24 protein-coding genes, 1 tRNA gene and 3 pseudogenes are annotated in these 22,521 nt (G+C 72.0%); 9 read left to right on the top strand and 19 right to left on the bottom strand.

The genetic code is table 11. The features are described 5' to 3' along the window. Positions 1–28: 28 nt before the first annotated feature. The gene (locus tag AB0H52_RS07915) at positions 29–571 is read right to left on the bottom strand and encodes a YbhB/YbcL family Raf kinase inhibitor-like protein (protein ID WP_151490119.1); all 543 of its coding nucleotides are present in this window, start codon (positions 569–571) and stop codon (positions 29–31) included. A 143-nt stretch (positions 572–714) separates the two neighbouring features. Here AB0H52_RS07915 and AB0H52_RS07910 point away from each other — a divergent pair, with 143 nt between their 5' ends. Beyond that, the gene (locus AB0H52_RS07910; RefSeq protein ID WP_278125657.1) at positions 715–870 is read left to right on the top strand and encodes a hypothetical protein; all 156 of its coding nucleotides are present in this window, start codon (positions 715–717) and stop codon (positions 868–870) included. Between the two features lie 448 nt (positions 871–1,318). On the opposite strand, the gene AB0H52_RS07905 is transcribed toward AB0H52_RS07910, so the two are convergent. Both AB0H52_RS07905 and AB0H52_RS07900 read right to left on the bottom strand, forming a co-directional pair. Beyond that, positions 1,319–1,684 carry a hypothetical protein gene (locus tag AB0H52_RS07905; protein ID WP_151490118.1) on the bottom strand — a complete coding sequence of 122 codons (366 nt, stop codon included), beginning with the start codon at positions 1,682–1,684 and terminating at the stop codon, positions 1,319–1,321. A gap of 707 nt (positions 1,685–2,391) precedes the next feature. Further along, positions 2,392–2,478, bottom strand: a tRNA-Ser gene (locus tag AB0H52_RS07900). Positions 2,479–2,733: 255 nt separating this feature from the next. Between AB0H52_RS07900 and AB0H52_RS07895 the strand changes: the two genes are divergently transcribed. Continuing rightward, positions 2,734–3,711, top strand: a complete 978-nt coding sequence (locus AB0H52_RS07895) for an NAD(P)H-quinone oxidoreductase (RefSeq protein ID WP_151490117.1) — start codon at positions 2,734–2,736, stop codon at positions 3,709–3,711. Here AB0H52_RS07895 and soxR read toward each other — a convergent pair. Continuing rightward, positions 3,694–4,149: a redox-sensitive transcriptional activator SoxR gene (gene soxR, locus AB0H52_RS07890; protein ID WP_151490116.1), complete on the bottom strand. Its 456-nt coding sequence runs from the start codon at positions 4,147–4,149 to the stop codon at positions 3,694–3,696. The genes AB0H52_RS07895 and soxR overlap by 18 nt on opposite strands. 59 nt (positions 4,150–4,208) lie before the next feature. Here soxR and AB0H52_RS07885 point away from each other — a divergent pair. After that, positions 4,209–4,765 (top strand): annotated as a pseudogene (locus AB0H52_RS07885) (transketolase); the annotation flags it as partial. Positions 4,766–4,770: 5 nt separating this feature from the next. Continuing rightward, a pseudogene (locus tag AB0H52_RS07880) lies at positions 4,771–5,007 on the top strand (transketolase); the annotation flags it as partial. 93 nt (positions 5,008–5,100) lie between these two features. Here the strand turns inward: AB0H52_RS07880 and AB0H52_RS07875 are convergent. Next, entirely contained in the window at positions 5,101–5,808 is a 708-nt protein-coding gene (locus AB0H52_RS07875; protein ID WP_151490115.1) for a glycosyltransferase family 2 protein, read from the bottom strand. Between the two features lie 124 nt (positions 5,809–5,932). Here AB0H52_RS07875 and AB0H52_RS07870 point away from each other — a divergent pair, with 124 nt between their 5' ends. Further along, a complete protein-coding gene (locus AB0H52_RS07870; protein ID WP_357945954.1) occupies positions 5,933–8,116 on the top strand; it encodes a hypothetical protein in 2,184 nt (727 codons plus the stop codon). Positions 8,117–8,159: 43 nt separating this feature from the next. Here the strand turns inward: AB0H52_RS07870 and AB0H52_RS07865 are convergent, their stop codons facing one another. From AB0H52_RS07865 to AB0H52_RS07830, 8 genes and pseudogenes are all read right to left on the bottom strand, one after another. After that, positions 8,160–8,759, bottom strand: coding sequence for a hypothetical protein (locus AB0H52_RS07865; protein WP_357945951.1), 600 nt, complete (start codon positions 8,757–8,759; stop codon positions 8,160–8,162). A 56-nt stretch (positions 8,760–8,815) separates the two neighbouring features. Continuing rightward, positions 8,816–10,282: a HAMP domain-containing sensor histidine kinase gene (locus AB0H52_RS07860; RefSeq protein ID WP_151490113.1), complete on the bottom strand. Its 1,467-nt coding sequence runs from the start codon at positions 10,280–10,282 to the stop codon at positions 8,816–8,818. Beyond that, the gene (locus AB0H52_RS07855; protein ID WP_151490112.1) at positions 10,275–10,967 is read right to left on the bottom strand and encodes a response regulator transcription factor; all 693 of its coding nucleotides are present in this window, start codon (positions 10,965–10,967) and stop codon (positions 10,275–10,277) included. The genes AB0H52_RS07860 and AB0H52_RS07855 overlap by 8 nt, the downstream gene beginning before the upstream one ends. An 83-nt stretch (positions 10,968–11,050) precedes the next feature. Further along, positions 11,051–11,563, bottom strand: coding sequence for a hypothetical protein (locus tag AB0H52_RS07850; protein WP_278125646.1), 513 nt, complete (start codon positions 11,561–11,563; stop codon positions 11,051–11,053). Positions 11,564–11,802: 239 nt separating this feature from the next. Beyond that, complete coding sequence (locus AB0H52_RS07845; protein WP_192580279.1) at positions 11,803–11,970, bottom strand: hypothetical protein; 168 nt, start codon at positions 11,968–11,970, stop codon at positions 11,803–11,805. 58 nt (positions 11,971–12,028) lie between these two features. Continuing rightward, positions 12,029–12,313: pseudogene (locus tag AB0H52_RS07840) on the bottom strand (glycoside hydrolase domain-containing protein); the annotation flags it as partial. Beyond that, entirely contained in the window at positions 12,277–13,272 is a 996-nt protein-coding gene (locus AB0H52_RS07835; protein WP_151490111.1) for a phosphotransferase, read from the bottom strand. The gene AB0H52_RS07835 and the pseudogene AB0H52_RS07840, both read right to left, overlap by 37 nt. 46 nt (positions 13,273–13,318) lie before the next feature. After that, complete coding sequence (locus tag AB0H52_RS07830) at positions 13,319–14,491, bottom strand: acetyl-CoA C-acyltransferase (RefSeq protein ID WP_278125643.1); 1,173 nt, start codon at positions 14,489–14,491, stop codon at positions 13,319–13,321. Positions 14,492–14,666: 175 nt separating this feature from the next. Here AB0H52_RS07830 and AB0H52_RS07825 point away from each other — a divergent pair, with 175 nt between their 5' ends. Further along, the gene (locus AB0H52_RS07825) at positions 14,667–15,092 is read left to right on the top strand and encodes a PH domain-containing protein (RefSeq protein ID WP_151490109.1); all 426 of its coding nucleotides are present in this window, start codon (positions 14,667–14,669) and stop codon (positions 15,090–15,092) included. Between the two features lie 4 nt (positions 15,093–15,096). On the opposite strand, the gene AB0H52_RS07820 is transcribed toward AB0H52_RS07825, so the two are convergent. Both AB0H52_RS07820 and AB0H52_RS07815 read right to left on the bottom strand, forming a co-directional pair. Continuing rightward, positions 15,097–16,005: a rhomboid family intramembrane serine protease gene (locus AB0H52_RS07820; protein ID WP_357945947.1), complete on the bottom strand. Its 909-nt coding sequence runs from the start codon at positions 16,003–16,005 to the stop codon at positions 15,097–15,099. Positions 16,006–16,099: 94 nt separating this feature from the next. After that, the gene (locus AB0H52_RS07815; protein WP_151490107.1) at positions 16,100–16,630 is read right to left on the bottom strand and encodes a peptidylprolyl isomerase; all 531 of its coding nucleotides are present in this window, start codon (positions 16,628–16,630) and stop codon (positions 16,100–16,102) included. Between the two features lie 84 nt (positions 16,631–16,714). Here AB0H52_RS07815 and AB0H52_RS07810 point away from each other — a divergent pair, with 84 nt between their 5' ends. After that, the gene (locus tag AB0H52_RS07810) at positions 16,715–17,491 is read left to right on the top strand and encodes a hypothetical protein (RefSeq protein WP_151490106.1); all 777 of its coding nucleotides are present in this window, start codon (positions 16,715–16,717) and stop codon (positions 17,489–17,491) included. Between the two features lie 81 nt (positions 17,492–17,572). Here AB0H52_RS07810 and corA read toward each other — a convergent pair whose 3' ends face one another. The 4 genes from corA to AB0H52_RS07790 form a co-directional block, all read right to left on the bottom strand. Further along, positions 17,573–18,721 carry a magnesium/cobalt transporter CorA gene (corA, locus tag AB0H52_RS07805; RefSeq protein WP_151490105.1) on the bottom strand — a complete coding sequence of 383 codons (1,149 nt, stop codon included), beginning with the start codon at positions 18,719–18,721 and terminating at the stop codon, positions 17,573–17,575. 313 nt (positions 18,722–19,034) lie between these two features. Further along, the gene (locus AB0H52_RS07800) at positions 19,035–20,129 is read right to left on the bottom strand and encodes a PLP-dependent aminotransferase family protein (protein WP_357945942.1); all 1,095 of its coding nucleotides are present in this window, start codon (positions 20,127–20,129) and stop codon (positions 19,035–19,037) included. A 106-nt stretch (positions 20,130–20,235) separates the two neighbouring features. Continuing rightward, the gene (locus AB0H52_RS07795; RefSeq protein ID WP_151488887.1) at positions 20,236–20,694 is read right to left on the bottom strand and encodes an ester cyclase; all 459 of its coding nucleotides are present in this window, start codon (positions 20,692–20,694) and stop codon (positions 20,236–20,238) included. An 83-nt stretch (positions 20,695–20,777) separates the two neighbouring features. After that, entirely contained in the window at positions 20,778–21,170 is a 393-nt protein-coding gene (locus tag AB0H52_RS07790; RefSeq protein ID WP_278125633.1) for a CBS domain-containing protein, read from the bottom strand. Positions 21,171–21,284: 114 nt separating this feature from the next. Here AB0H52_RS07790 and AB0H52_RS07785 point away from each other — a divergent pair, with 114 nt between their 5' ends. Both AB0H52_RS07785 and AB0H52_RS07780 read left to right on the top strand, forming a co-directional pair. Further along, entirely contained in the window at positions 21,285–21,734 is a 450-nt protein-coding gene (locus AB0H52_RS07785; protein WP_357945938.1) for an NUDIX domain-containing protein, read from the top strand. Continuing rightward, the gene (locus AB0H52_RS07780) at positions 21,731–22,498 is read left to right on the top strand and encodes a hypothetical protein (protein ID WP_357945935.1); all 768 of its coding nucleotides are present in this window, start codon (positions 21,731–21,733) and stop codon (positions 22,496–22,498) included. Before AB0H52_RS07785 ends, AB0H52_RS07780 begins: the two co-directional genes overlap by 4 nt. Positions 22,499–22,521: the final 23 nt, after the last annotated feature.

Raw genomic sequence — 22,521 nt, 5'->3', positions numbered from 1 at the left:
TTGGAGTGCAAGATCGCGGGGGCATGGATCATTCCTTGATCTGGTACGTGGGGCGGATTACCGCCCTGGCCAGGGTGTGGAAGGTCAGGTTGAAGCCGACGTAGGCGGGGCTCGCGTCGGGGGTCAGGTCGAGGCGGTCGACGTCCAGGGCATGCACCGCGAAGACGTACCTGTGGGGCCGGTCTCCGGGCGGCGGCGCGGCGCCTCCGTAGCCCTGCTCGCCGTAGTCGTTGCGGACGGAGAACGCGCCGCCGACGTCCGTGCCGGCCGCGCCGCCGGCGCCGGTGGGCAACTGGGTGACGTCGACGGGCACGTTCACCAGCAGCCAGTGCCAGAAGCCGCTGCCGGTCGGCGCGTCCGGGTCGTAGCAGGTGACGGTGAAGCTCTTGGTCTCGGCGGGGAAGTCCGACCAGGTCAGCTGCGGCGAGACGTTCTCACCGCCGGCGCTGCCGTGCGCGTGCCGGACGTCCATCGGCTCGCCGTTCTGCACGTCGTCGCTGGTCAGCGTGAACGAGGGAACGGTCGGCAGCAGCTCGTACGGGTCCGGGGCGATCGGTCGTTCCAGGGTCATCGGGACGCGTCCTTCCGGAGTGGGCAGATACCTGCCTCTTCATACCCCTTTCCCCGCTGCGGAACGACCGATTGTGGGGGTGTGCCGGATCACGGGGCGACGGTTAGGGTGATGTCCCTGCACCATTCCACGGGGGAAATTTCTTGCTCAGCATCTGGCGGGACTTTCTGGTCGCCGTCGTCGGTGCCCTGCGCAAACCGGACGAGCACGCGCTCGCCGAGGAGCGTCGCCGCGCCGTCGAACGGCTCGCCGACACGACGATCCGCGAGGCCCGACGGGACGAGCCCGAGGGTACGTAGCCGTCGGCGATCAACGGGTCCAGGAACGAAGCGTTCGTACAACTCGCCCGCTGGGATGGTCGGCAACTCCGTCACCGCCACCGCTCGCACCGCCGTCCTGGCGGTGGTGGGCATCTCCCCAATCATCGGCCCGCACCGGATTCGGGCCTGTCGGCGGACTGGTCACGAGCGGCGTCCTCCCGCCTCAGGGCGCGGCGGCCTAGCCGCTGCCCCTCCGGGTCAACGGCCAACCGCACCACCAACTACCGGGAGTGAGTTGCTGATCGGACATGGAGGCACCTCGCAGCATCGGGCACATCGCGTACCCCGACCATACGCAGCAATGAGATGTCCGTCGATGAGCGGAGGGTGTGGGATTCGAACCCACGAACGGCTCAACGACGCTCGCCACTGCCGCACCGGCCGTACAATCTGCGAACTCCTGAGCCGGAACAGTCTGTCGGAAATCCTAGGCGGGACTGAGGAACACCTTGTCGAGATCGGGCATTTGGTCAGTTTCGTGGTAGAACCTGAAACTCACCGGCCCTGCCGTCAGATCGACAGGGAAGGTGAAGACCTTCGGCGTCAGCCAATCGCCTCCACCCGCCACCGTGAACGTTCGCGGGCTCGCACCGTTGACGCCGACCTTGAGAGGCCGCGAAACGGCACTTTCGTAGGAGACCGACACGTTCCATCGTCCCGCTACGGCGACAGCGGTGTGGACCACGAGATAGTTGCTTCCCCCGAGGTAGATGACCTTGGCACCGCCCTCGCAGGTCGGACACTTCCCCACCAGTGCGCCGTGCAGCTCGTTACCCGGGTCCTCCGCCTGCACGGCGACCGGACTGGCCGCTGGAAACGGGGGCGGAGTGGGCGACGCCGGTCGTGGCGTGGCACCTGCCGCAGCTCGCGGCGTGACCGGTGACCCCGATCCGGCCGGGGTGGGCACAGCCGCAGCCGAAACGGTAGTCGCCGAGGGTGTCGGTGACGATTCGGATGTGGCGGACCCCCCAGGGGTGGGGGTGGCCGCCGGCGGGGTGGCGAGGGCCGGACCGGAGGCGACCTGGTCGGGCGCGCCGCCGGTCATCCAGGGCAACACGACGGCTTGGCCGGTTGTGTGATCGGGACGTGCGCTGAGGCTGACCGCGAGGACGGCCAGAAGCGCGCCGAGGAATCCGGCGGTGAACGCGAAACGCCGCGGACCGGACCAACCCCGCACATTCGCCCGACGCGCGCCCTGATACCTGTCGCTTCCACCACCCGAACCCGGGCGGACCCGCCGCGCGTTGATCCTATCGATCACTGCTGTTTGCTGTTGCTGGTTCTTGCCAGCTTCTGTGCCCATACCGACGTCCCCTCGACCAGGCCCAGTGCTGGGCATTCGGCTAAGAGGACGGACAAAGGCACCGGCAGGTTCACCCAACCTGCGAATGTAACGTCGCTGTCGGACCTGTTCGCGCGCACGCCATCAGGGCGTAAAGAAAGCTCGCTGACGGTCTCGGAGACACCACCGGCTGCGAACCAGCGCTACGCGGCGATCGGCGGAGGGTGTGGGATTCGAACCCACGAAGACATCGCTGCCTTACCGGTTTTCAAGACCAGCGCCATCGGCCACTAGGCGAACCCTCCCGGACCGCCACCCGTGAGTGCGCGGCCATGAACAGTCTGCCACGGCACTCGCCGGCAGGCTCAGCGTCCCTCCCCGAAAGCGCCGGCCAGACCGCAGCGGCGACGTCCACTGTGGCGTGATCGACTCGGGATCCCTGAAACCGGGGCGTCCCGACGACTCCGATGGCCCGGTTTCCTGCAACCCGAGTTGATCAAGCGCCGACCCGACCCGGGGGTGCGCCTGCGGCGGGGAGCGCGGCGGGTGAGACTGGGGGCATGCGAGCCATCACCGTTACGCAGCCCGGTGGACCCGACACGCTGGTCTGGGCCGAGGTCCCCGATCCCGAGCCCGGCCCCGGCGAGGTGATCGTCCGAGTCCGGGCCAGCGGCGTCAACCGTGCCGACCTGCTGCAACGGCAGGGGCACTATCCACCGCCGCCGGGCGCGCCCGCGTACCTCGGTCTGGAGTGTTCCGGGGTGATCGACGCGATCGGCCCGGAGGTGACCGGATGGGCGGTCGGCCAGGAGGTCTGCGCGCTGCTGGCCGGCGGCGGGTACGCCGAGCGGGTGGCGGTCCCCGCCGGCCAACTGCTGCCCGTGCCGGCGGGCGTGGACCTGGTCGACGCCGCGGCGCTGCCGGAGGTGGCCTGCACGGTCTGGTCGAACGTGGTGGGGGTGGGCCGGCTCGGTGCCGGCGACACGCTGCTGGTGCACGGCGGGGGCAGCGGGATCGGCACGTTCGCGGTCCAGTTCGGGGCGGCGCTCGGTGGCACGGTGCTGGCGACCGCCCGCACGGCGAAGCATTCCCGGCTGCGTGAGCTGGGCGCTGCGCACACGATCGACTACCGGGAGCAGGACTTCGTCGAGGAGGTCCGCAAGGCCACCGACGGTCACGGCGCGGACGTCATCCTCGACATCGTGGGCGCGTCCTACCTGGGGCGCAACGTCGCCGCGTTGGCGACCGGCGGCCGGCTCGTGGTGATCGGGATGCAGGGTGGCCGCAAGGCCGAGCTGGATCTCGGGGCGTTGCTGGCCAAGCGGGCCAGCGTGTCGGCGACCGCGCTGCGCTCCCGGCCGCTGGTGGAGAAGGCGGAGATCGTCCGGGGCGTACGCGATGAGGTGTGGCCGTTGGTCGCGGCCGGCGCGGTACGGCCGGTGGTGGACCGGCGGCTGCCGATGGCCGAGGCGGCCGAGGCGCACCGGCTGGTCGAGGCGAGCGACCACGTCGGGAAGGTGCTACTCACCCTCGGGTGAGGCAGGCGGCAGCAGGAGGCGGGCGCCGGGGCCTTCCTTGGCGAGGTTGTCGCCCGGGTTGTTGAGCATGCAGCGTTGCAGGGACAGGCAGCCGCAGCCGATGCAGCCGTCGAGGTCGTCGCGGAGCTTGGTGAGCAGTCGGATCTTCTCGTCGAGCCGGCCGCGCCAGCTCGCGGAGAGCCGCGCCCAGTCGGCCGGGCTGGGTGTACGTCGTTCGGGCAGCGATTCCAGCGCCTCGCGGATCTCGTCGAGTGAGACGCCGACCTGCTGGGAGATCCGGATGAAGGCGACCCGCCGCAGCTCGGCGCGGGCGTAGCGGCGCTGGTTGCCGCCGGTACGGTCGGCGCGGATCAGGCCGAGCCGCTCGTAGTAGCGCAGCGCGGACGGCGCCACCCCGGACCGGGCGGACAGATCCCCGATCGTCAATGAGTCCTGCATCACCCGGTCCTTGAGTTGAAGCGCACTTCAAGTCACAGAGTAGTGGCATGACCACGACACTCACCCCCGACACCGTCGACGCCCCGGAACGGGACCGGTTCCTGCTCTCCAAGGGGCACGTCCGGCCGCGTACTACGCGGTGCTCGCCGCCCACGGCTTCATCCCCGAGGACTGGCTCGACGACCTGGGCGGGCCGCAGAGCCGCCTCGGCCACCACCCGGACCGGGTGCTGGTGCCGGGAGTGGAGATCAGCTCCGGCTCGCTCGGCCACGGCCTCGGGCTGGGCGTCGGCACCGCCCTCGGCCTGCGCGCGCAGGGCCTGCTCACACCCCGGGTGTACGTGCTGCTCGGCGACGCCGAACTGGACGAGGGGTCCAACCACGAGGCGATCGCCTACGCGGGCGCGACCGGCCTGGAGAGCCTGACCGCGATAGTGGTCGACAACTCGTCCGCCACGCACGGGTGGGCGGGCGGCATCGCCAGCCGGTTCACCGTCAACGGGTGGACCGCCGACACGGTCGACGGCCGCGACCACACCGCCCTGTACACGGCGCTGACCGGGCACCGGCCGGGACAACCGCACCTGGTGGTCGCCCGCGTCGAGAGGAAGGGATGACCGTCGTGCGTACCGCCTTCATCGACACCACGATCGATCTGCTCGACGAGGACCCCCGCGCCGCGCAGGTGCTGGCCGACATCTCGGTCAGCCAGTTCGCCCCGGCCGGGCAGCGGCACCCCGACCCGGGTGCTCAACGTCGGCATCCGGGAGCAACTGATGATCGGCGTGGCCGCGGCCTCGCCCTGCCCGGGCTGCGACCCATCGTGCACTCGTACGCGACGTTCCTGGTGGGCCGGGCGGACCTGCGCCGGTACGGCGACGCGGCCGACCACATCCGGTGGCACGGGCTGGACGCCGCCGGCCTGCGGCGGTCGATCAGCGGGTTCCTGGGATCAGCGCGCGGGTGACGCGACGGGACGGCGGCGGGCGCGCTCACGGCCGAGGATCCAGATCGCCTCGACGCCGTCCTTCCAGGTGATCTTCTTGCCCTCTTCGCGGCCCCGGGCCCGGTAGCTGATCGGCACCTCGTACGGGCGGATGCGGCGGCGCAGCAGCTTGCCGGTCACCTCGGCCTCCATGCCGAAGCCGCGCGAGCGCACCTCCAGCGACCGGTAGAGCGCCACCGGCATCAGCTTGAAGCAGGTCTCCAGGTCACCGATGTACGAGTTGAACAGCACGTTGGCCGCCATCGTGACGCCCTTGTTGCCCATCACGTACCAGAAGCTGTAGGCGCTGTGGCTGCCGAAGGTGCGATTGCCGTAGACCACCGTGGTCCGCCCGTCGAGCACCGGGTCGAGCAGCTTGGGGATGTCCTGCGGGTCGTACTCCAGGTCGGCGTCGAGGATGACCATGTAGTCGCCCTCGGCGCTGTCCACCGCGGTCTTGATGGCCGCGCCCTTGCCGGCGTTGCGCTGGTGGGTGATGACCCGCAGACGCGCGTCGTCGGCGCGACCGAGGATCTCGCCGGTGCCGTCCCGGCTGCCGTCGTCGACGACGACAAGCTCGATCTCGCAGGGATAGTCCACCGCCAATGCCTGCTTGAGGGCATCCGCGATGCGTTCTTCCTCGTTGTAGACCGGCATGAGGATCGAGAGCTTCACGGGAATCTCCACGGTGGCGACAACACGTCGGGCATAGCCTAGCCTGGCTGGTCAGCTCGACGCTGGCCGCCATCGTCGGGCGGTCGGCGTGGCGGGTTCAGGCGGATGGTGTTTACTTCCGGCCATGTCGGCTGCCGGCTCCCTGCTCGCGGCGGTTCCCGCCGCCTCGGTGCTCCTGCTCACCGTCACGACGAGGCCGCGCGAGGTCGGCGCGGTGGCTGGGCTGCGACTCGCCGTGGTACGCGCCGCCCTGCTCACGGCAGCGTACGCGGTGCTCGTCGTCGAGGTTCTCGGCGCGTTGCACGCGCTGACCCGAACCGCGTTCACCGTCTCCTGGCTGCTCTTCCTGGCCGTCGCCGCGACAGCCGCCGGCCTGCGGCAGCGGCGGGCGACCCGGGTCGCGCAGCCGCCCGCCGCCGTACTCCGGCCGGTGCCGGTCGGTGCCGTGGTGTCCGGCGGTGCCCCCGGGACATCCGCTCCGGTCGACGACGGCGGTCCGGCCGAACCCGCCGCCACGCCGGCCGGGACCGGCCGCTCGCTCGCCGGCCTACTCGCCGTGGCGGTCGACACCTGGCGTACGGCGGGTCGGGGCGAGCGGCTGCTCGCCGGCACGGTCGGCGGGCTGGTCCTGGTGGAGCTGCTGGTCGCGTTGCTGGCCGAGCCGAACAACTTCGACTCGCAGACGTACCACCTACCGAAGGTGGAGCACTGGGTCGCCCAGGGCGACCTGGACTTCTGGCCCACCGCCATCCACCGGCAGGTGACCATCCCGCCCGGTACCGAATACCTGCTGCTGCACCTGCGCCTGCTCACCGGCGGGGACGCGCTGCACAACCTGGTGCAGTGGGCCGCCGGGGTGCTGTGCCTACTGGTGGCCGCACGGATCACCGCGCAGTTCGGCGGTGGCCGGCGGGCCCAGTTGCTGACCGCCTTCGTTTTGGCGACGACGCCGATGGTGGCCCTCCAGGCGACCAGCACGCAGACCGACCTGGTCTGCGCGGCGTGGGTGGCGTGCGCGGCGACCCTCGTGCTGGACGGCCTGCGCCGGCGGACCGGCTGGGGCACGCTGCTCGGCCTGGGGGCGGCCACCGGTCTGACCGCGGTGACGAAGACCAGCGGCCTCATCGCGGTCGGCCCGCTGCTGGTGCTGTGGGGGCTGGCCCAGCTCCGACTCGTCCTGGCCAGCCGGGCACCGGCCGGCCGGGTGCGGGTCGGCGGGGTGGGTCGCGTCGTCGGCGGCTCGGTACTGATCCTGCTCGTCGCCGCCGTGGTCGTCGGTCCGTTCCTGGCCCGGGTGACCGCCGAGTTCGGGCACCCGCTGGGGCCGCCCCGGTTGCGCGAGTCCATCCCGATGGAACGGCACGACCCGGCGTCTATCCTGGTCAACGCGCTACGGATCGGGCACACGGCGTTCGACACGCCGGTGGGGCCGCTGCGCCGGGTCGGGGCCGACGCGATCATCGGCGGCGCCGACGCGATCGGGGTCGACCCGCAGGACCGCGCCATCACCTTCGGTCGGGAGATCTTTCCGGAGCCCGCCTGGTATCCGGACGAGGACCGGGTGGCGTTCCCGATCGCCGGTGCGCTGGCGTTGATCGGTGCGGCCGTCGCACTCGCCCGACCGCGTCGGATCGACCCCGGGCAGATCGGGCCGCTGCGCGCGTACGCGGTGGTGGTGCTGGCCACCGTCCTGCTGCACACGTCAATGATCAAGTGGCAGCCGTGGGGCAACCGGCTGATCCTGTACGCCCTGGTGCTCGCGGTGCCGCTGGCCGGGCTCTGGCTCGACGCGCTCCTCCGTCGCCACACCAACCCGGCAGCCGGTACGGCCGGAGTGGCGGCACGACGGTCGGTGGCCACGGTCGCGGCGGCCACCGTGCTGGCCACCTCGGCGCTGGCCGGGGTGCTCGCGCTGTCCTACGGCTTCCCGCGCCGGCTGGTCGGCGCCGGCTCGGTCTTCACCACCTCGGACTGGGACACCCGGTTCCTGCGTCGCCCCCAGTGGGCCGACGAGTTTCGCTGGGCCGCGGCAGCGGTCCGCGACAGCGGTGCCCGCCGGATCGGGCTGGTGCAGCAGAACGACAACTGGGAGTACCCGTGGTGGCTGCTGCTGCGGCAGCCCGACGGAGGCTCGCCGGAGCTGGTGGCGTTGCAGTCGGTGCTGCCGGAACGCCCGCCGGCCGATCCGTCCTCGGTGGACGCCATCGTCTGCACGGGCAGCGAGCCGGCCTGCGCCAAGCTGGTTCCGGCCGGCTGGCGGCTGGAGTTCCGGGACTACGTCGGCTACGCGCTGTCGCCCGGCCGCTGACCGGGCGACAGGGGCCCTGGCGTCGGCCAGGGCCCCTGGTCGCTCACTTGTCGCGCGGGATGAGGACGAGCCGGGCCACGCCCTTGTCGCCGTCCTTGGCACCGGCGACACCGAGCGTCGTACCGACCTTGACGTCGCTGGCCTGCACGGTGGCCCGATGCTCGACGACCCGCAGGTCGTCGCCGAAGGTCCAGGTCATGGTGAAGCCGTCGGTGGACTTGACGGTCATCGAGTCGCCGTCGATCGCGGTCACCTCACCACGCTGCACGGCGACGGTCTGCGTACCGCCGTCCTTGGTCTTCACCACGGCCTCACCGTGCAGGGTGTTCTTGCGCAGCAGCACACGGGCCTGGCGGCGCTTACGCCACTCCTCGCCCCGCTTCTGCTTGGCCTTGTCCTGCGCGGTGGGGGAGGCACCGGGCGTGGGGGTGGCCGGCGCGGCGACGGTCTGCACGTCCAGGTCGTCGGCGTCGAAGCCCATCGCCGCCAGCGCCTGACCCTCGACCCCCATCGCGGCGGCGACGTCGACGGCCGCCTCGCGGGCGGGCTGGCTGGCCACCTCGGCCGCACCGCAGCCGCTGACGCCGAGCGTGACCGCCGCGAGCAGTGCCGTGGTGCCGGTGGCGAATCCCCAACGTGGCATGACTTTCCCTCTCGTCCGTGGAGACCTCAGACTGCCCTGCGATGACGAGCGGAGCGTCAGGCCGATGTTCGGGTCCGGTAAGGATCACCGGGCAGCCGGACCGTGAAGGCGGCGCCGCCCTCCGGCGCGTGACCGGCGGTGATCTCACCGCCGAGCCGACGGACCAGCCCGGCGGCCAGCGCCAACCCGAGCCCGCTGCCGACCTTGCGCACCCCCCGGTACCGCTGGTGCAGCGCTCCCCGCTCGAAGGCCACCGCGAGGTCGTCGTCGGTGAAGCCGGGTCCGCCGTCGCGGACCTCCAGCACACCGCCGGCGGCCGGGTCCGCACCGGCCGGCCGGACCGCGAGCACCACGGGCGCACCCGGGGGTACGACCCGCAGCGCGTTCTCCAGCAGCCCGTCCACCACCTGCCGGATCCGACCCGGATCGGTGTACGCCGGCACCGGCTCACCGGGCGTCTCCACCCGGAACGGCACGCCCACCGCCGCGCACCGGCCGGACCAGGTCGGCTCGGCGTCCATGGCCAGCCGGGTCAGGTCCACCGGCACCGGTTCGAGGGGGAAGTCGGCGGCCTCCAGCCGGGCCAACGCCAGCAGGTCGCCGATCAGCCGATCCAGGTGCTGGGCCTCGGCCAGCACCGTCCGGCCGGTGTCGACCGTGTCGTCCGCGCCGAGCACGCCGTCGGCGAGCGCCTCCGCGTACCCCCGGATCGCGGTCAACGGGGTGCGCAGCTCGTGCGAGACGGAGAGCAGGAACTCCCGTTGCCTGCCTTCGCTGGTGGCCAGTGCGGCGGCCAACCCGTTCAGCGCCTCGGCCAGGTCGGCGACCTCGTCCGGTGGCTCGACCGGCACCCGTACCGCGCGGTCACCGGCGCGCAACCGGGCGGCCGCGGTGGCGGCGACGCGGATCGGGCGGGCCAGGCGGCGGGCCAGCAGCAGACCCGCCACCACTCCGGCGGCCAGCCCCGCCAGCAGCGGTAACCAGAGGCTGAGCAGCACCTGCGCCCACAGCCCGTTCGCCGAGGGGCGGGAGAGCACCACCCCGTTGCCGTTCGGCAGCGCCCGACCCTCGACCAGGGCACGCTCGCCGTTGACCGGGCGACGCACCGACACGTTGCGGCCCTGCTCGATCCGCTGCACCACCCGGGGCGGCAGGCCCGGCCGGTCGACCGCGCCCCGCCGGATCAGGTACGCGTCGATGCCCTGGTCGCGCAGTTGCTGGATGAGCCGCTCCTCGTCGGCGGTGCGGCCCCGGTCCAGCCGGGTCCGCAGCACCTCGGCGGCGAGCCGGGCCTGCGCGGCGAGCGCCTCCTGATCGCGGCGCTCGGCGCCACGGATCGCCAGCGGCACCGCGACGATCGCGGTGACCAGCACCGACACCAGCGCCACCGCGCAGGTGACCAGCACCGCTCGTGCGGTCAGCGTCCGGCCGAACCGGCTGCGCCGGGGTGCGGGTGGCGGGCCGACCCCGACCACGGGCAGCGCCATGGTCGGCGATTCGGCGCGGCCGGGATGCTCAGGCATCGACGGCGTACCCCACGCCGCGGTGGGTCCGGATGACGCTGGCCGGGCCGAGCTTCGCCCGCACCTGGGCGACGTGCACGTCGACCGTGCGGGTGCCGGCGTGTGCGGCGTAACCCCACACCCCGGCCAGCAGCTCCTCCCGGGTGAAGACCCGCCCGGGCCGGGCCATCAGGTGGGCCAGCAGGTCGAACTCGGTGGAGGTGAGCTGCACCGGTACGCCGGCGGCGGTGACCGTCCGGCGGGCCGGGTCGAGGGTCACCGGACCGACGACGCGTGGCCGGTCGACGCCCTCGGGACCGCCGGCGGAGCGCCGCAGCACCGCGCGGACCCGGGCGACCAGCTCACGAGGGCTGAACGGTTTGGTGACGTAGTCGTCGGCACCCAGCTCCAGGCCCACGATCCGGTCGACCTCGTCGTCACGGGCGGTGAGGAAGATGACCGGTGTCCAGTCGCCGGCCTCCCGCAGCCGCCGGCAGACCTCGGTGCCGGGCAGGCCGGGCAGAGCGATGTCCAGGACGCAGGCCACCGGACGCAGGCGGCGGGCGGCGGACAGGCCGGCCTCGCCGTCGCGCTCCAGGTGGACGCCGAACCCGTCGCGGGTCAGGTAGAGCCGAACCAGGTCGGCGATGGCCGGCTCGTCCTCGACCACGAGGACGAGCCCGCGGTGCGGCGGGTCGACGGTCACCGGCCCATGATTGCCGACCGGTGGCGTCGCCGCGATCGGTACGTGTTCGGGTTTGGTAAAGGCGAGGTGAAGCCGGTCGCGCTTCAGCTCACAACGGCGGGGCGGAACACGGCGGACCGGGCGGTCGCCGGCGCGTCGCTGATGGAGGCGACGGTCCGCTCGCGGGGCGTCCGCAGGCGGGTCCGGAACGCGTGGTTGAGCAGCGCGTCGAGCTGCCACACCCGCTTCGGGTGGGTCGTGCGGATCAGGAACCGCTCACGGATCCCGTCGATCGCGGTGGCGGCCAGCTCGACCGAGTGCAGCCGCGGGTCGGGGCTCCAGGTGACGTTGCTCAGCTCACGCAGCTCGGTGTTGAGGTGCAGGCGCAGTCGGTGCAACAACCGGGTCTGCTGGGTCACCACCAGCCGCCGGTGGGTGAGCAGCAGCAGGTAGTCGCCGGTCACGGGACGATCGGGACGACTGCAACGGGTGATCAGGATGGTGGCGTCACCGGACCCGACACAGCGGCGGAAGACCGGCATGTGCCGACTGAGGGTCTGCACGGCAAGGCCGGCCTCGGCGGCGGCCGGGAGGAACGTTCGGGAGAAGACGTCCATGACCTGCCCAACGACCTCCCCGGCGGGAGTGACGTGGGTCACGGGCAAGTTTTGGAAGTTCCACGCTCCGGGTCGCACCGGCTGTCCGACATCGCGCCAGGGCCGGCCCGGAACCCGGCGTCAGCGGGTCGGCGGGCGCACCTGGAACCGGTCGATGATCCGGGGAACCTCCCGGACGGCCCCGAACCGCGACCAGTTCGGCGGGGTCCGGCGCGGCTGCCGGAGATCGAGGAAGTCTGTCAATGTTGATCTTCACTCCAGGTCTCGTGGTGGTCGCCCCGGTACTGCTTCATCCGTCCGCCGGGCATCCAGAGCGACGCCGGCAGTGCGCTGTCGGACACCGTCTGGACGCCGTCCCAGCGGGCAAAGTCGATCATGTCGGGGTGGGCGTGGCCCGGGCCGCCCATACGCCGCCACCTGATCCGCCAACCCGGCGGAGGTGGCCGAGGTGTAGAGCCCGGAGAAGCATTTCTGCTCGTGCAGCCGGCTGCTCCAGGCGCTCACGAAGGAGTTGACCCCCTCGGTGCGGGCGGCGTTACCCGCCGGATAGTGCTCCAGGTCGAGCGTGATCGTGCTGCCCAGCCAGAGGCCGAGAGTGCGGGCGTTGCATACCGCGTCGTCGGCCGCCTCCCCACCCTGGGCCGCCGCGCGGGTCGGATCGCTTCCGCTGGTACGTGCCCGCCCGACCGCCGCCTGTGCAGACCGGCAGGATCTCAGGCGGGCTCGGACTCCAACAGTTCCTCCAGCCAACCCGGAACGGCCTCGGCGTACTCGGCACGGGCCGGGTCGGTCGTGTCGAGGGCTCGACGCCAGGACAGCGACCGGCTCACCGGACCCAGGTTGATCGCCAGGTCGGCGGCCTCGACGAGGGTCCGCCGGTCGTACCGGTCGGTCCACGCCTCCAGGTAGGCGTCGCGCAGTCGGGCCAGCACGGCATCGTCGGCCGGCAGCTCGTTGGCGTACCGGACGGACCGCAGCGTCACCAGCAGCGTGCCGAACGGGTGCGCCACCGAGGCGTCACCCCAGTCGAAGTAGCGGTACCCGTCCGGGCCGGCGAAGACGTTGCCGTCGTGCAGGTCGTCGTGCTGCACCGTGGCCGGGATGCCGATCTCGGCGAGCCGCCGGCACCGCTGCGCGTACGACGGCAGCTCCGCCCGCAGCCGCTCGTACGCGTCGACGCTGAGCCCGCCCTCGGCCCCGATCCGCAACGACTCGTGATCGTCGAGCAGGTCGGCGAACAGGTTGGCGAGCACCTCGGGGCGATGGTCCGGCACGCCGAGGGCGACCAGCTCGTCGGCCTGCGGCGCGGCGGCCAGTTGGAGCGCCGCGTACCCGGGCAGGGCCCGCTCCCAGTGCGTCAGGTCCGGGTCGCGGCCCAGCAGCGTGCGCAGCGAGTCACCTCCGTCGGGCAGCAGCGACCAGCCCCGCTCCGGGTCCACCGCGATCGGCGTCAGCACCCGCTCCGGCGTGAGCCGGGCCAGCGCCGCGATCAGGACGGCCTCGTGCACCGTGCCCGGGTTGTTGGCCTTGAACCAGACCGGGCCACCGTCGGTGGGCACCTGCCAGACCAGTGACCACGGACGGACCCGGGGCTCCACCGGCCCGGTCACCCGCCGACCGGCCAGGCTCAGCTGCTCGTCGACCCACGACCGGGCCCGCGCCTGCCACTGCTCGCCGGACCAGTCGGGGGCGCGCTCGCTCGTCGTCACGGTGGGCACCCTAGGCGGCCGCCCGGGCCGGGGCGAGACGTTTTCCTCAGACCAGCTCGACGATGGTGGCGTTGGCCATGCCGCCGCCCTCACACATGGTCTGCAGGCCGTAGCGGATCCCGTTGTCGCGCATGTGCTGGAGCATCGTGGTCATGATCCGGGCACCGGACCCACCGAGCGGATGACCGAGGGCGATCGCCCCACCGCGCGGGTTGAGCCGCTCCGGGTCCGCCTCGGTCTCCGCGAGCCACGCCAGCGGCACCGGGGCGAACGCCTCGTTCACCTCGTACACCCCGATCTCCTCGATGCCCAGCCCCGCGCGGCGCAGCGCCTTCGCGGTGGCCGGGATGGGCGCGGTGAGCATGGTGACCGGGTCGTCGGCGGCGACGACGGCGGTGTGGATCCGGGCCAGCGGGCGCAGGCCGTGCCGGCTGGCCCACTCGGAGGTGGTCACGGCCAGCGCGGCCGCGCCGTCGGAGATCTGGGACGCCGAGCCGGCGGTGACCACGCCGTCGGCGCGGAACGGGGTGGCCAGCTCACCCAGCTTGTCCAGTGAGGTGTCCCGACGGATGCCCTCGTCGGCGGCGAACTTGCCGCCGTCGACGAGCGGCACCGGCGTCAACTCCGGGTCGAACGCCCCGGCGTCCTGCGCGGCGGCGGCCTTCTCGTGACTGGCCAGCGCGAACTCGTCGAGTTGGGTACGCGAGAGCCGCCACCGTCGGGCGATCAGCTCGGCGCCGACCCCCTGGTTGAACGGCAGCGGCGCGTCGTCGGCGAAGCCCTCCACGCCCCGGTAGCGGTCGCGAAGCTGGTCGCTGAACGGCATGCCGCCGGCCACGCTGGAGCCCATCGGTACCCGGGTCATCGACTCCACCCCGCCGGCGACCACGAGGTCGGCCTGGCCGGAGAGGACGGTGGCGGCGGCGAAGTGCAGTGCCTGCTGGCTGGAGCCGCACTGCCGGTCGAGGGTGGTGCCGGGGACGGTCTCCGGCCAGCCGGCCGCGAGTACGCCGTTGCGGGCGATGTTCCACGACTGCTCGCCGACCTGGGACACGCAGCCCCAGAAGACGTCGTCGACCTGCGCCGGGTCGAGCCCGGTGCGCTCGGCGAGGGCGCGCAGCACGTGGGCCGACAGATCGACCGGGTGGACGCCGGCGAGGCTGCCCTTGCGCCGCCCGACCGGGGTGCGTACCGCGCCGACGATGACCGCGTCACTCATGTTTACTCCCCGGTAACTTCGGTTGTCCCGATCCTACGCCGCGCCGCCCCCGCCCCGGCTCCGCTGGCGTCGATCATGGAGTTGTGGTGGGCAGAAGTTTCCACTTCGCACCATATGTAGGGCAGCACAATTCCATGATCGATCCGCGCGGAGCTGCCACTGGCATGCTGGACGGGTGGATGAGATCTCCCCGGCCCGGCAGTGGCGAGTACCGGCGAGCCTGCCGGCGGCGAAACTGGCCGGCGCGGTTCTGCTGATCGCACTCGGGTTGCTCTTCGCCGACGGCGACACGGTCCGGCTGGTGCTGGCCATCCTGGCCGCCGCCGTCGTGGCCGGCTGGGCGGTACGCGACCTGATCGCACCGGTCCGGTTGGCGGCGGACCCGGACGGACTCAGCGTCATCCACGGGTTCGCCGGCCACCGGCTGCTGCCCTGGACGACCATCGAGGCGATCACCGTGGACCGTCGACCGCGGATGGGGCTGACGTCCGAGGTCCTGGAGATCGACACCGGCGAGTCGCTGCACCTCTTCGGCCGGTTCGAGCTGGGTGCCACCCCGGAGGAGGTGGCCGCCGAGTTGCGCGCCGCCCGCCAGCACTGAGCTGTCAGCCGAGCAGTTGTGCCGTGCGGAACAGCACCAGGCCGAGCAGGATCAGCAGGATGATCGCGGCACCGGCGGCCTGCACCAACGTGCGTCGGCCGCGTGGCGCGTACGCCAGCACCAGGGACATCGCCGCGCCGACCACCAGGCCACCCAGGTGCCCGGGGATCGAGATGCCCCGCACGGTCAGCGTGAACACCAGGTTGATCACCAGGATCGGGATCACCTGGGAGATGTCCCGGCCCAGCTTGCGCTCGATGATGATCAGCGCGGCGAAGAGGCCGAAGACCGCCGTCGACGCGCCGGCCGTGGCCGAGTTCTGGGCGCTGAACAGGTAGGCGGCGACGTTACCGCCGAGCCCGGCGATCAGGTAGAGCGCGCCGAAGCGCAGCGGCCCGAGATTGGCCTCCAGCGACCGGCCGAGCACCCACAGCGCCCACATGTTGAGCAGCAGGTGGATCACGCCGTAGTGCAGGAACATCGCGGTGAAGAGACGGTAGTAGTCGCCGTCGGCGATGCCGTCCGGGAGGTAGCCGGGCGGCGTGAGCCCGTATACCGAACCCCAGGCGGTCAGCGGCGTGCCGTCACCCATCAGCCCGCCGAGGCCGGACCCGCCGACCACCGCGCTCCCGCTCCGCGCGGAGGCGATCGAGAGCAGGAACAACAGCACGTTCAGGGCGATGATCCCCTTGGTGACGTAGCCGTGCCGGCCGGCGGTACCGCCACCGAAGGCGGTACGCGCCGGCCGGACGGTGCGACGTCCCTCATTGACGCACTCCGGGCACTGGTGCCCGACGGACGCCTCCCGCATGCAGTCCGGACAGATCGGCCGGTCACAGCGGGTGCACCGGACGTAGGTCTCCCGACCGGGGTGCCGGTAGCAGACCGGGGTGGTCGGCGGGGACTCACTCACCGGGCCGACCCTCCGTCCGCCACCGCGCGGTCCACCGGCACCGGCCGTGCTCCGGAGCGCTCAATCATGCGAGCAAAGGTACCTCGCCGCTCGGTCAGGAAGCAGACCGCTCGATCTCGACCCGCTCGATGACGACGTCCTGGAGCGGACGGTCGCTCGGGCCGGTCGGGGTGTTCGCGATCGAGTCGACGACCTTCACCGACTGCTCGTCGGCGACCTGCCCGAAGATGGTGTGCCGGTTGTTCAGGTGTGGCGTCGGCGACACCGTGATGAAGAACTGCGAACCGTTGGTGCCCGGTCCGGCGTTCGCCATCGCCAGCAGGTACGGCCGGTCGAAGCGCAGCTCCGGGTGGAACTCGTCGGCGAACTTGTAGCCCGGGCCGCCCCGGCCGGTGCCGGTCGGGTCGCCCATCTGGACCATGAAACCGCTGATCACCCGGTGCGAGATGGTGCCGTCGTAGTACGGCCCACTGCCCGGCTGGCCGGTGCGCGGGTCGGTGTACTCCCGGTTGCCCTCGGCCAGGTCGATGAAGTTGCGGACCGTCTTCGGCGCGTGGTTCGGGAAGAGCTCCAGCCGGATCGGGCCAGCGTTGGTGTGCAAGGTGGCGTAGACAGCCTCGGCCACGGGTACTCCTCACTCGTTGGTCAGTTCCATGCGGATCCTCCCATGTGCCCGATCTGGCATCGCGGAGGCATCCGAAGGTGGAGGATGACGAAGGAACAATTCCCAGGAGGTAGGACCGTGTTTGGAGTCGGGCGGCGCAAGTCTGAGGGGCAGCAGGCCATGGCCGAGCTGAACCAGAGCATCAGCCACCTGGTGCAGGCAGCCAACCACGCCGCGAAGGGTGCGGGCGCGACGGTCGGTCCGCGGGTCCAGGTGGCCCGGGGCTACGTCGGGCCGGCCGCGACGAAGGTGCGCGACCGCGCGTCGACCGGCTGGGGGACGACACTCACCACGCTGGCACCGCTGGCCGCGGCGGCCCGTGACGGCGCCGCGCAGGCAGGGCCGCTGACCAGGAAGGCCAAGTCGAAGACCATGCGGATCACCGGTAAGAAGAAGCAGCCGCGCCGTCGCGGCTCGATGATGACCGGCCTGCTGGCAGCGGGCGCCATCGCCGGCATCGCCGGCGCGGTCGCCCTGCGTCGCCGTCGGGAGCAGCAGGAGTGGGCCGAGTACGACCCGACCCGCACCCTGGAGCCGATGCGCGACGAGGTGGACTCGATCGAGGTGCGTACCCCCACCGCCACCAAGGGCGGCGACGGCTCCGCCATGACCGGTGCGGCCGGCATGAACGGTGCCGGCAGCTCGGCGGTGGCCGGCGGCGACAGCGCCAGCACCACCGGCACGGCCAAGCAGACCGGTGTCCGCCCGACCGACAAGGTCCCGGCGGTCGCCGAGGGCGCCACGGACGTCTCCGGCCGCCCGGCCGACGACCTCACCAAGGCGCTGGGCAAGGACACCGCGCGCACCAACGGCCGCCGCTGACCCCGGCGGCAGCGCACCGGGCGCCGGCGATGCGGGTCACCCCCGCGTCGCCGGCGCTTCCGCGTGCGGCGCCGATCGCGGTCAGAGCCAGCCGTTGCGGCGGAACCAGCGGTAGAGGGCGAGGGAGACGCCGAGCATCAGGGCCAGCGCCACCGGATAGCCGTACGTCATCTTCAGCTCAGGCATGTTGTCGAAGTTCATCCCCTCGACCCCGGCGATCGACGTCCAGACCGCGGCGATGGCCGCCCACGCGGCGATCTTGCGCATGTCGTTGTTCTGATCGACGGTGACCTGGGCCAGCCGCGCCTGCAGGATCGAGTTCAGCAGGTCGTCGTACGAGTTGACCTGCTCGACGGTGCGGCTCAGGTGGTCCTGCACGTCCCGGAAGTACCGCCGAATCTCCTTGGGCACCTCCCGGTTCATCTGCGAGGTCAAGGTCATCAGTGGCCGCTGCAACGGGATCACCGCGCGCTTGAACTCGACCAGTTCCCGCTTCATCTGGTAGATCCGCTGGATCCGCCCGTGGCTGTTGCGGTCGAAGACCTCGGCCTCCAGCTGGTCCAGGTCGTCCTCAAGCTGCTCGGCGACCTCCAGGTAGAGGTCGACCACCCGGTCGGTCACCCCGTACGCCACCGCCCACGGGCCCTGGAGCAGCAGCTCCTGCTTGGTCTCCAGGTCGGCGCGCACCGGGGAGAGCCGGCAGGCGTCCCCGTGCCGGACGCTGATCAGGAAGTTCGGGCCGATGAAGAGCATCACCTGGCCGGTCTCCACGACCTCCGAGGTCTCGGTCAGCTCGGTGTGCTCGCAGTACCGGGCGGTCCGCAGCACCAGGAAGCTGACGTCGCCGAAGCGCTCCAGCTTGGGCCGCTGCTCGGCCTTCACGGCGTCCTCGACGGCCAGCTCGTGCAGGCCGTAGGTATCCGCGATGGCGGTCATCTCGGCCAGCTCGGGCTGGTGCAGGCCGATCCAGACGAAGCCGTGCTCCGCCTGGCGTGCCGCCTGCAGCGCGTCCGCGTAACCCCAGTCGCCGGGCTGCCGCTTGCCGTCGACGTAGAGCGCGCAGTCGACCACGCCGCTGCGCCCGCTGCCGGCGGGGGCCGGCACGGGTGGCGAGCCGTCGGCGTTGAGGATCCGGGTCATCGCACGCACCGGGGACGGCCACGCCCTGGGTCGGAGCACCCGACCGGTGTGCGACGGCGTCGTCCGGCCCTGCCCGGTCCGATCCGTCATCGGGTCACCTCCCCGCGCTCGACTGCGGCTTGCAGGCTACGCCGCTCGGGAGCGGGGGCACGTGTGACGGCCGTCGCGTGGGGGGTGGCGCCGGGCGGGCCGGGCCGCATCGGGGGGTTTGGGGACGACACGGCCCACCCGACGCCCGTGGGGGCGGGGGTTGTGCTGTACGCGTCACCCTGGGACAGGGTGGCCGAAAGAACCGGCCGGGGGCCTGTCGGGTGGCGCTCGCAGCATTGTGGGCCGCCGGCCGCCCGGGCGGGAGTCCCGGGACGGCCGGCATCGTCGTTCTGTCGGGGACCCGACAGAAGTGTCAGCTACGGATGTCCTCGACGGCCGCGGCGAGGCGGCGGACGCCCTCGTCGATCCGGTCCGCGGTCACCGCCGAGAACGCCAGCCGCAGGGCGTGCCGCCCACCGTCGAGCACGAAGTCGCTGCCCTTCACCACGGCGACGCCGCGCTCGGCCGCCGCCGGGGCGAGCCGGTCGACCAGGATGTCCTCCGGGAACTCCACCCAGAGGAAGTAGCCGCCGTCCGGCTCCACGAACCGGGCCTGCGGCAGGTGCCGGCGCAGCGACTCGGCGAGCACCCCGGCCCGCTCACCCAGTGCCGCGCGGACGGTGTCGATCGAGCGGTCGATGTCACCGGAGACGCAGAACTGGTGCACGATCGCCTGCGACACCATGCCGGGGGAGATGTAGAGGCTCGTCGCGTTCTTGGCGATGTCGGCGATCAGGTCCGCCGGGCCGACCAGGTAACCGACCCGCACACCCGGGCAGACCGTCTTGGTGAAGCTCGACGCGTGCACCACCACGTTGCGGGTGTCCAGCGACAGCATCGACGGCAGCGGCTCGCCACGGAACCGGATGTCCGCGTACGGGTCGTCCTCGAAGATCGTGAACTCGTACTCGGCGGCCAGGTCGAGCAACTCCCGGCGCTTCTCCAGGGACAGCGTCATGCCGGCCGGGTTCTGGTAGTTCGGGATGACGTGCGCGAGCCGGGGCCGGACCCCGGACTCCAGCAGCTTGCGCAACTCGGCCGTGTCCAGACCGTCCGGCTGGACCGAGATGCCGTGCAGCTCGCTGCCCATCCGCTGGAGGTTGAGCAGCGTCCGGTCGTACGTCGGGCGTTCCACCACCACCGCGTCACCCGGGCGGACCAGGTGGTCGAAGAGGAACGCGTCGGCCTGGAGTGACCCGTTGGTCACCAGCACCTGGTTGGCGTCGACCCCGTGCTTCTCGGCGATCCACTTGCACAGCGGCACGTAGCCGACGGATGTGCCGTACGCCGTGACCCCTGCGGGGTCGGCGTCGAAGGCGCGGACGGCGGCGGCCTTGAGCCCCTCGACATCGACGATGTCCAGCGAGGGAGCCCCACGGGCGAAGGAGATCAGCTGCTCGGCGGTCATGGATGTTGAGAGTACGGGCGGCGACGGGGAACGCGCGCACGGCACGGCGATGTCCGCATCATGAGCCACCGGGTCGGGTGACCCGACGGGGCCGGACGGCGACAGATCAGACCGGAAGGGCGAGCGAGTCGTGCTGCGCGGCCCGGGAAAACCCGTCCAGCTGCACGCCGAGCGCGTCGAGGAGCTGGCTCCAGTCGAAGTAGGACCGCCAGGAGACGATCCGCCCCCGGCGGGCCCGCACCACGTCGGCCACCTCCCAGCTCACCGTGCGGCCGGTGGGCGCGACGGTGCCGAACGGCGAGTGCAACGTGCCGGTGTGGGTGCCGGTCAGCCGCAGCTCCACGGCCGCACCGCCGGCCGTGCGCACCGTGCCCCGCGGGTCGACCCGCAGGTCCGGAAAGGCGCCGGTCCAGGTACGCAGGAGCGCGGGCAACTCGATCGGCCGGACCGTCACGCCCGGCATGGAGTAGAACGCCTCCGGGGCGTAGAGGTCCGGCAGGCGGGCCACATCCCGGTTCAGGAGCATGGCGTACTGCTGGCTGATCAGGCGCTCCGCGTCACGCATCGGGCCCTCCCGGACGGGCCACGGCATCTCCGCGCCCGCAAGGGATCCTTACCCCTCGATCCGACCCGGCACACCCGGACCGGTCAGGTCGTCGCGACCGCCTGACTGTCCGCCCAGACCCGCATGATGTCCCGCACCGAGATCACCCCGGCCACCTCGCGGCCGTCCAGGACCACCAGGTGCCGGAAACCGCCCCGGGCCATCGCGGCGGCTGCCTCGGCCACCGTCCAGTCCGGGCCGGCGTAGACCACATCCCAGGTCAGGTGCGCGCCGGTGCGTTCCACGTCGCAGTCCAGACCGGCGCCGATGGCCTTCAACACGTCGCGTTCGGTCATGATCCCGACGCCCTCCGAATCCGGGTCGATCACGACCGCCGACCCGACACCACGGGCCGACATCATCCGGGCCGCCTGGCGCAGGGTGTGCTCCGGACCGACGACGAGGACCTGGCTGGACATCGCTTCCCGTACCTGCATCACACATCACTCCTTTGGGACGGTGGCATCCGGTACCGACATCGTGGTCCGTGGATGTTTCCGGGACAAGACCGGGCATCGCCGCGATGCCGGACCGCTCGCTACTGTCGAACGGTGTCCACCGAGCCCCTGCGCTGTGCCGGCGCGCTGATCGTCGACCACGACGGCCGCATCTTCTTCCAGCGCCGCTCCGAACACCGACGCCTCTTTCCCAACTGCTGGGACATCGTCGGCGGCCACCTGGACCCGGGCGAGGATATCGACGACGCGCTGCGCCGGGAGATCACCGAGGAGACCGGCTGGATCCTCTCGCACGTCCTCGGTCAGGTGGGTGAATACCAGTACGTCGGCGATGACGGCCTGGACCGGATCGAGCACGACTTCCTGGTACGCGTCGACGGCGACCTCGACCACCCGAGGTTGGAGGCCGGCAAGCACACCGAGTACCGCTGGCTGGCCGAACACGAGGTGACCGTGCTCGACGAGAACCGCGACGTCAACGACGGGCTGATCCGGCGGATCGCGGAGGAGGGCTTCGCCGTCCTGCGGTCGATCGGTCTGTGAACACCGTCGAGCTGACGCCGCACCGGCTCGCCGGGCTGCTCGCACCGGCCGTGGACCGGACGTTCCGCGCCGGCATGCTGGCCGGGCGGCACGGCGGCGGCGCCGAGCTGAGCCAGCGGTACGGCGGCCCGACCGCGAACGGCTACCTGGTGGACCTGCGCACCCGCCTCGCCGCGCCGGGCGGCACGGTCGACGGGCCGGGCTTCGCGGCGGTCACCCGGTACGGCGACCCGGTCGCCGTCCGCCGGGCCGTGGACAAGCAGGTGGCGTACGGGATGCTGCACCGCCGCCCGGACGGCGCGCTCTCCGCCACCGAACGGGGTGCCGCCTTCCTCACCGAGCTGTGCCAGGTGCACGCCGAGGTCACCGAGGAACTGTGGGCCGGGCACGACGAGCGGGTGGCGCGGTTGGTGGCCGCGCTCGGCCGGGTCCTGGCGTACGCCCTGGTGCTCGCCGACGAGGAGGGCGCACCCACCGGCTCGGCGTTCACCGCGCTGGCGCCCCCGTACGAGCCGGACGGCACACCGTCGGGCGTGCTGCTGCTCAACCGGCTGGGCACGCTGCGCTATCACCGGGCCGACGCGCACGCCGCGGCCTGGACCGCCGCCGGGCACACCGCCTCCACCGTCGCCGCGCTGCCGGCCGGCCCCGAACGGGTCGCCATCGAACTGGAGACCGACCGTCGGGCCGCCGGCGCGTACTCCGTGCTCAGCGCGGACGAGCGGCTGACGATGCTCGCCGACCTGGCCGCGCTGCCCGGCTGACCCGGTTGGCCGGAGCCGCCCGG

This window comes from Micromonospora sp. NPDC050695, from assembly GCF_040654415.1.
In the GTDB taxonomy this organism is placed as follows: Bacteria; Actinomycetota; Actinomycetes; order Mycobacteriales; family Micromonosporaceae; genus Micromonospora.
This window is presented reverse-complemented; position numbering and strand designations above follow the sequence as displayed.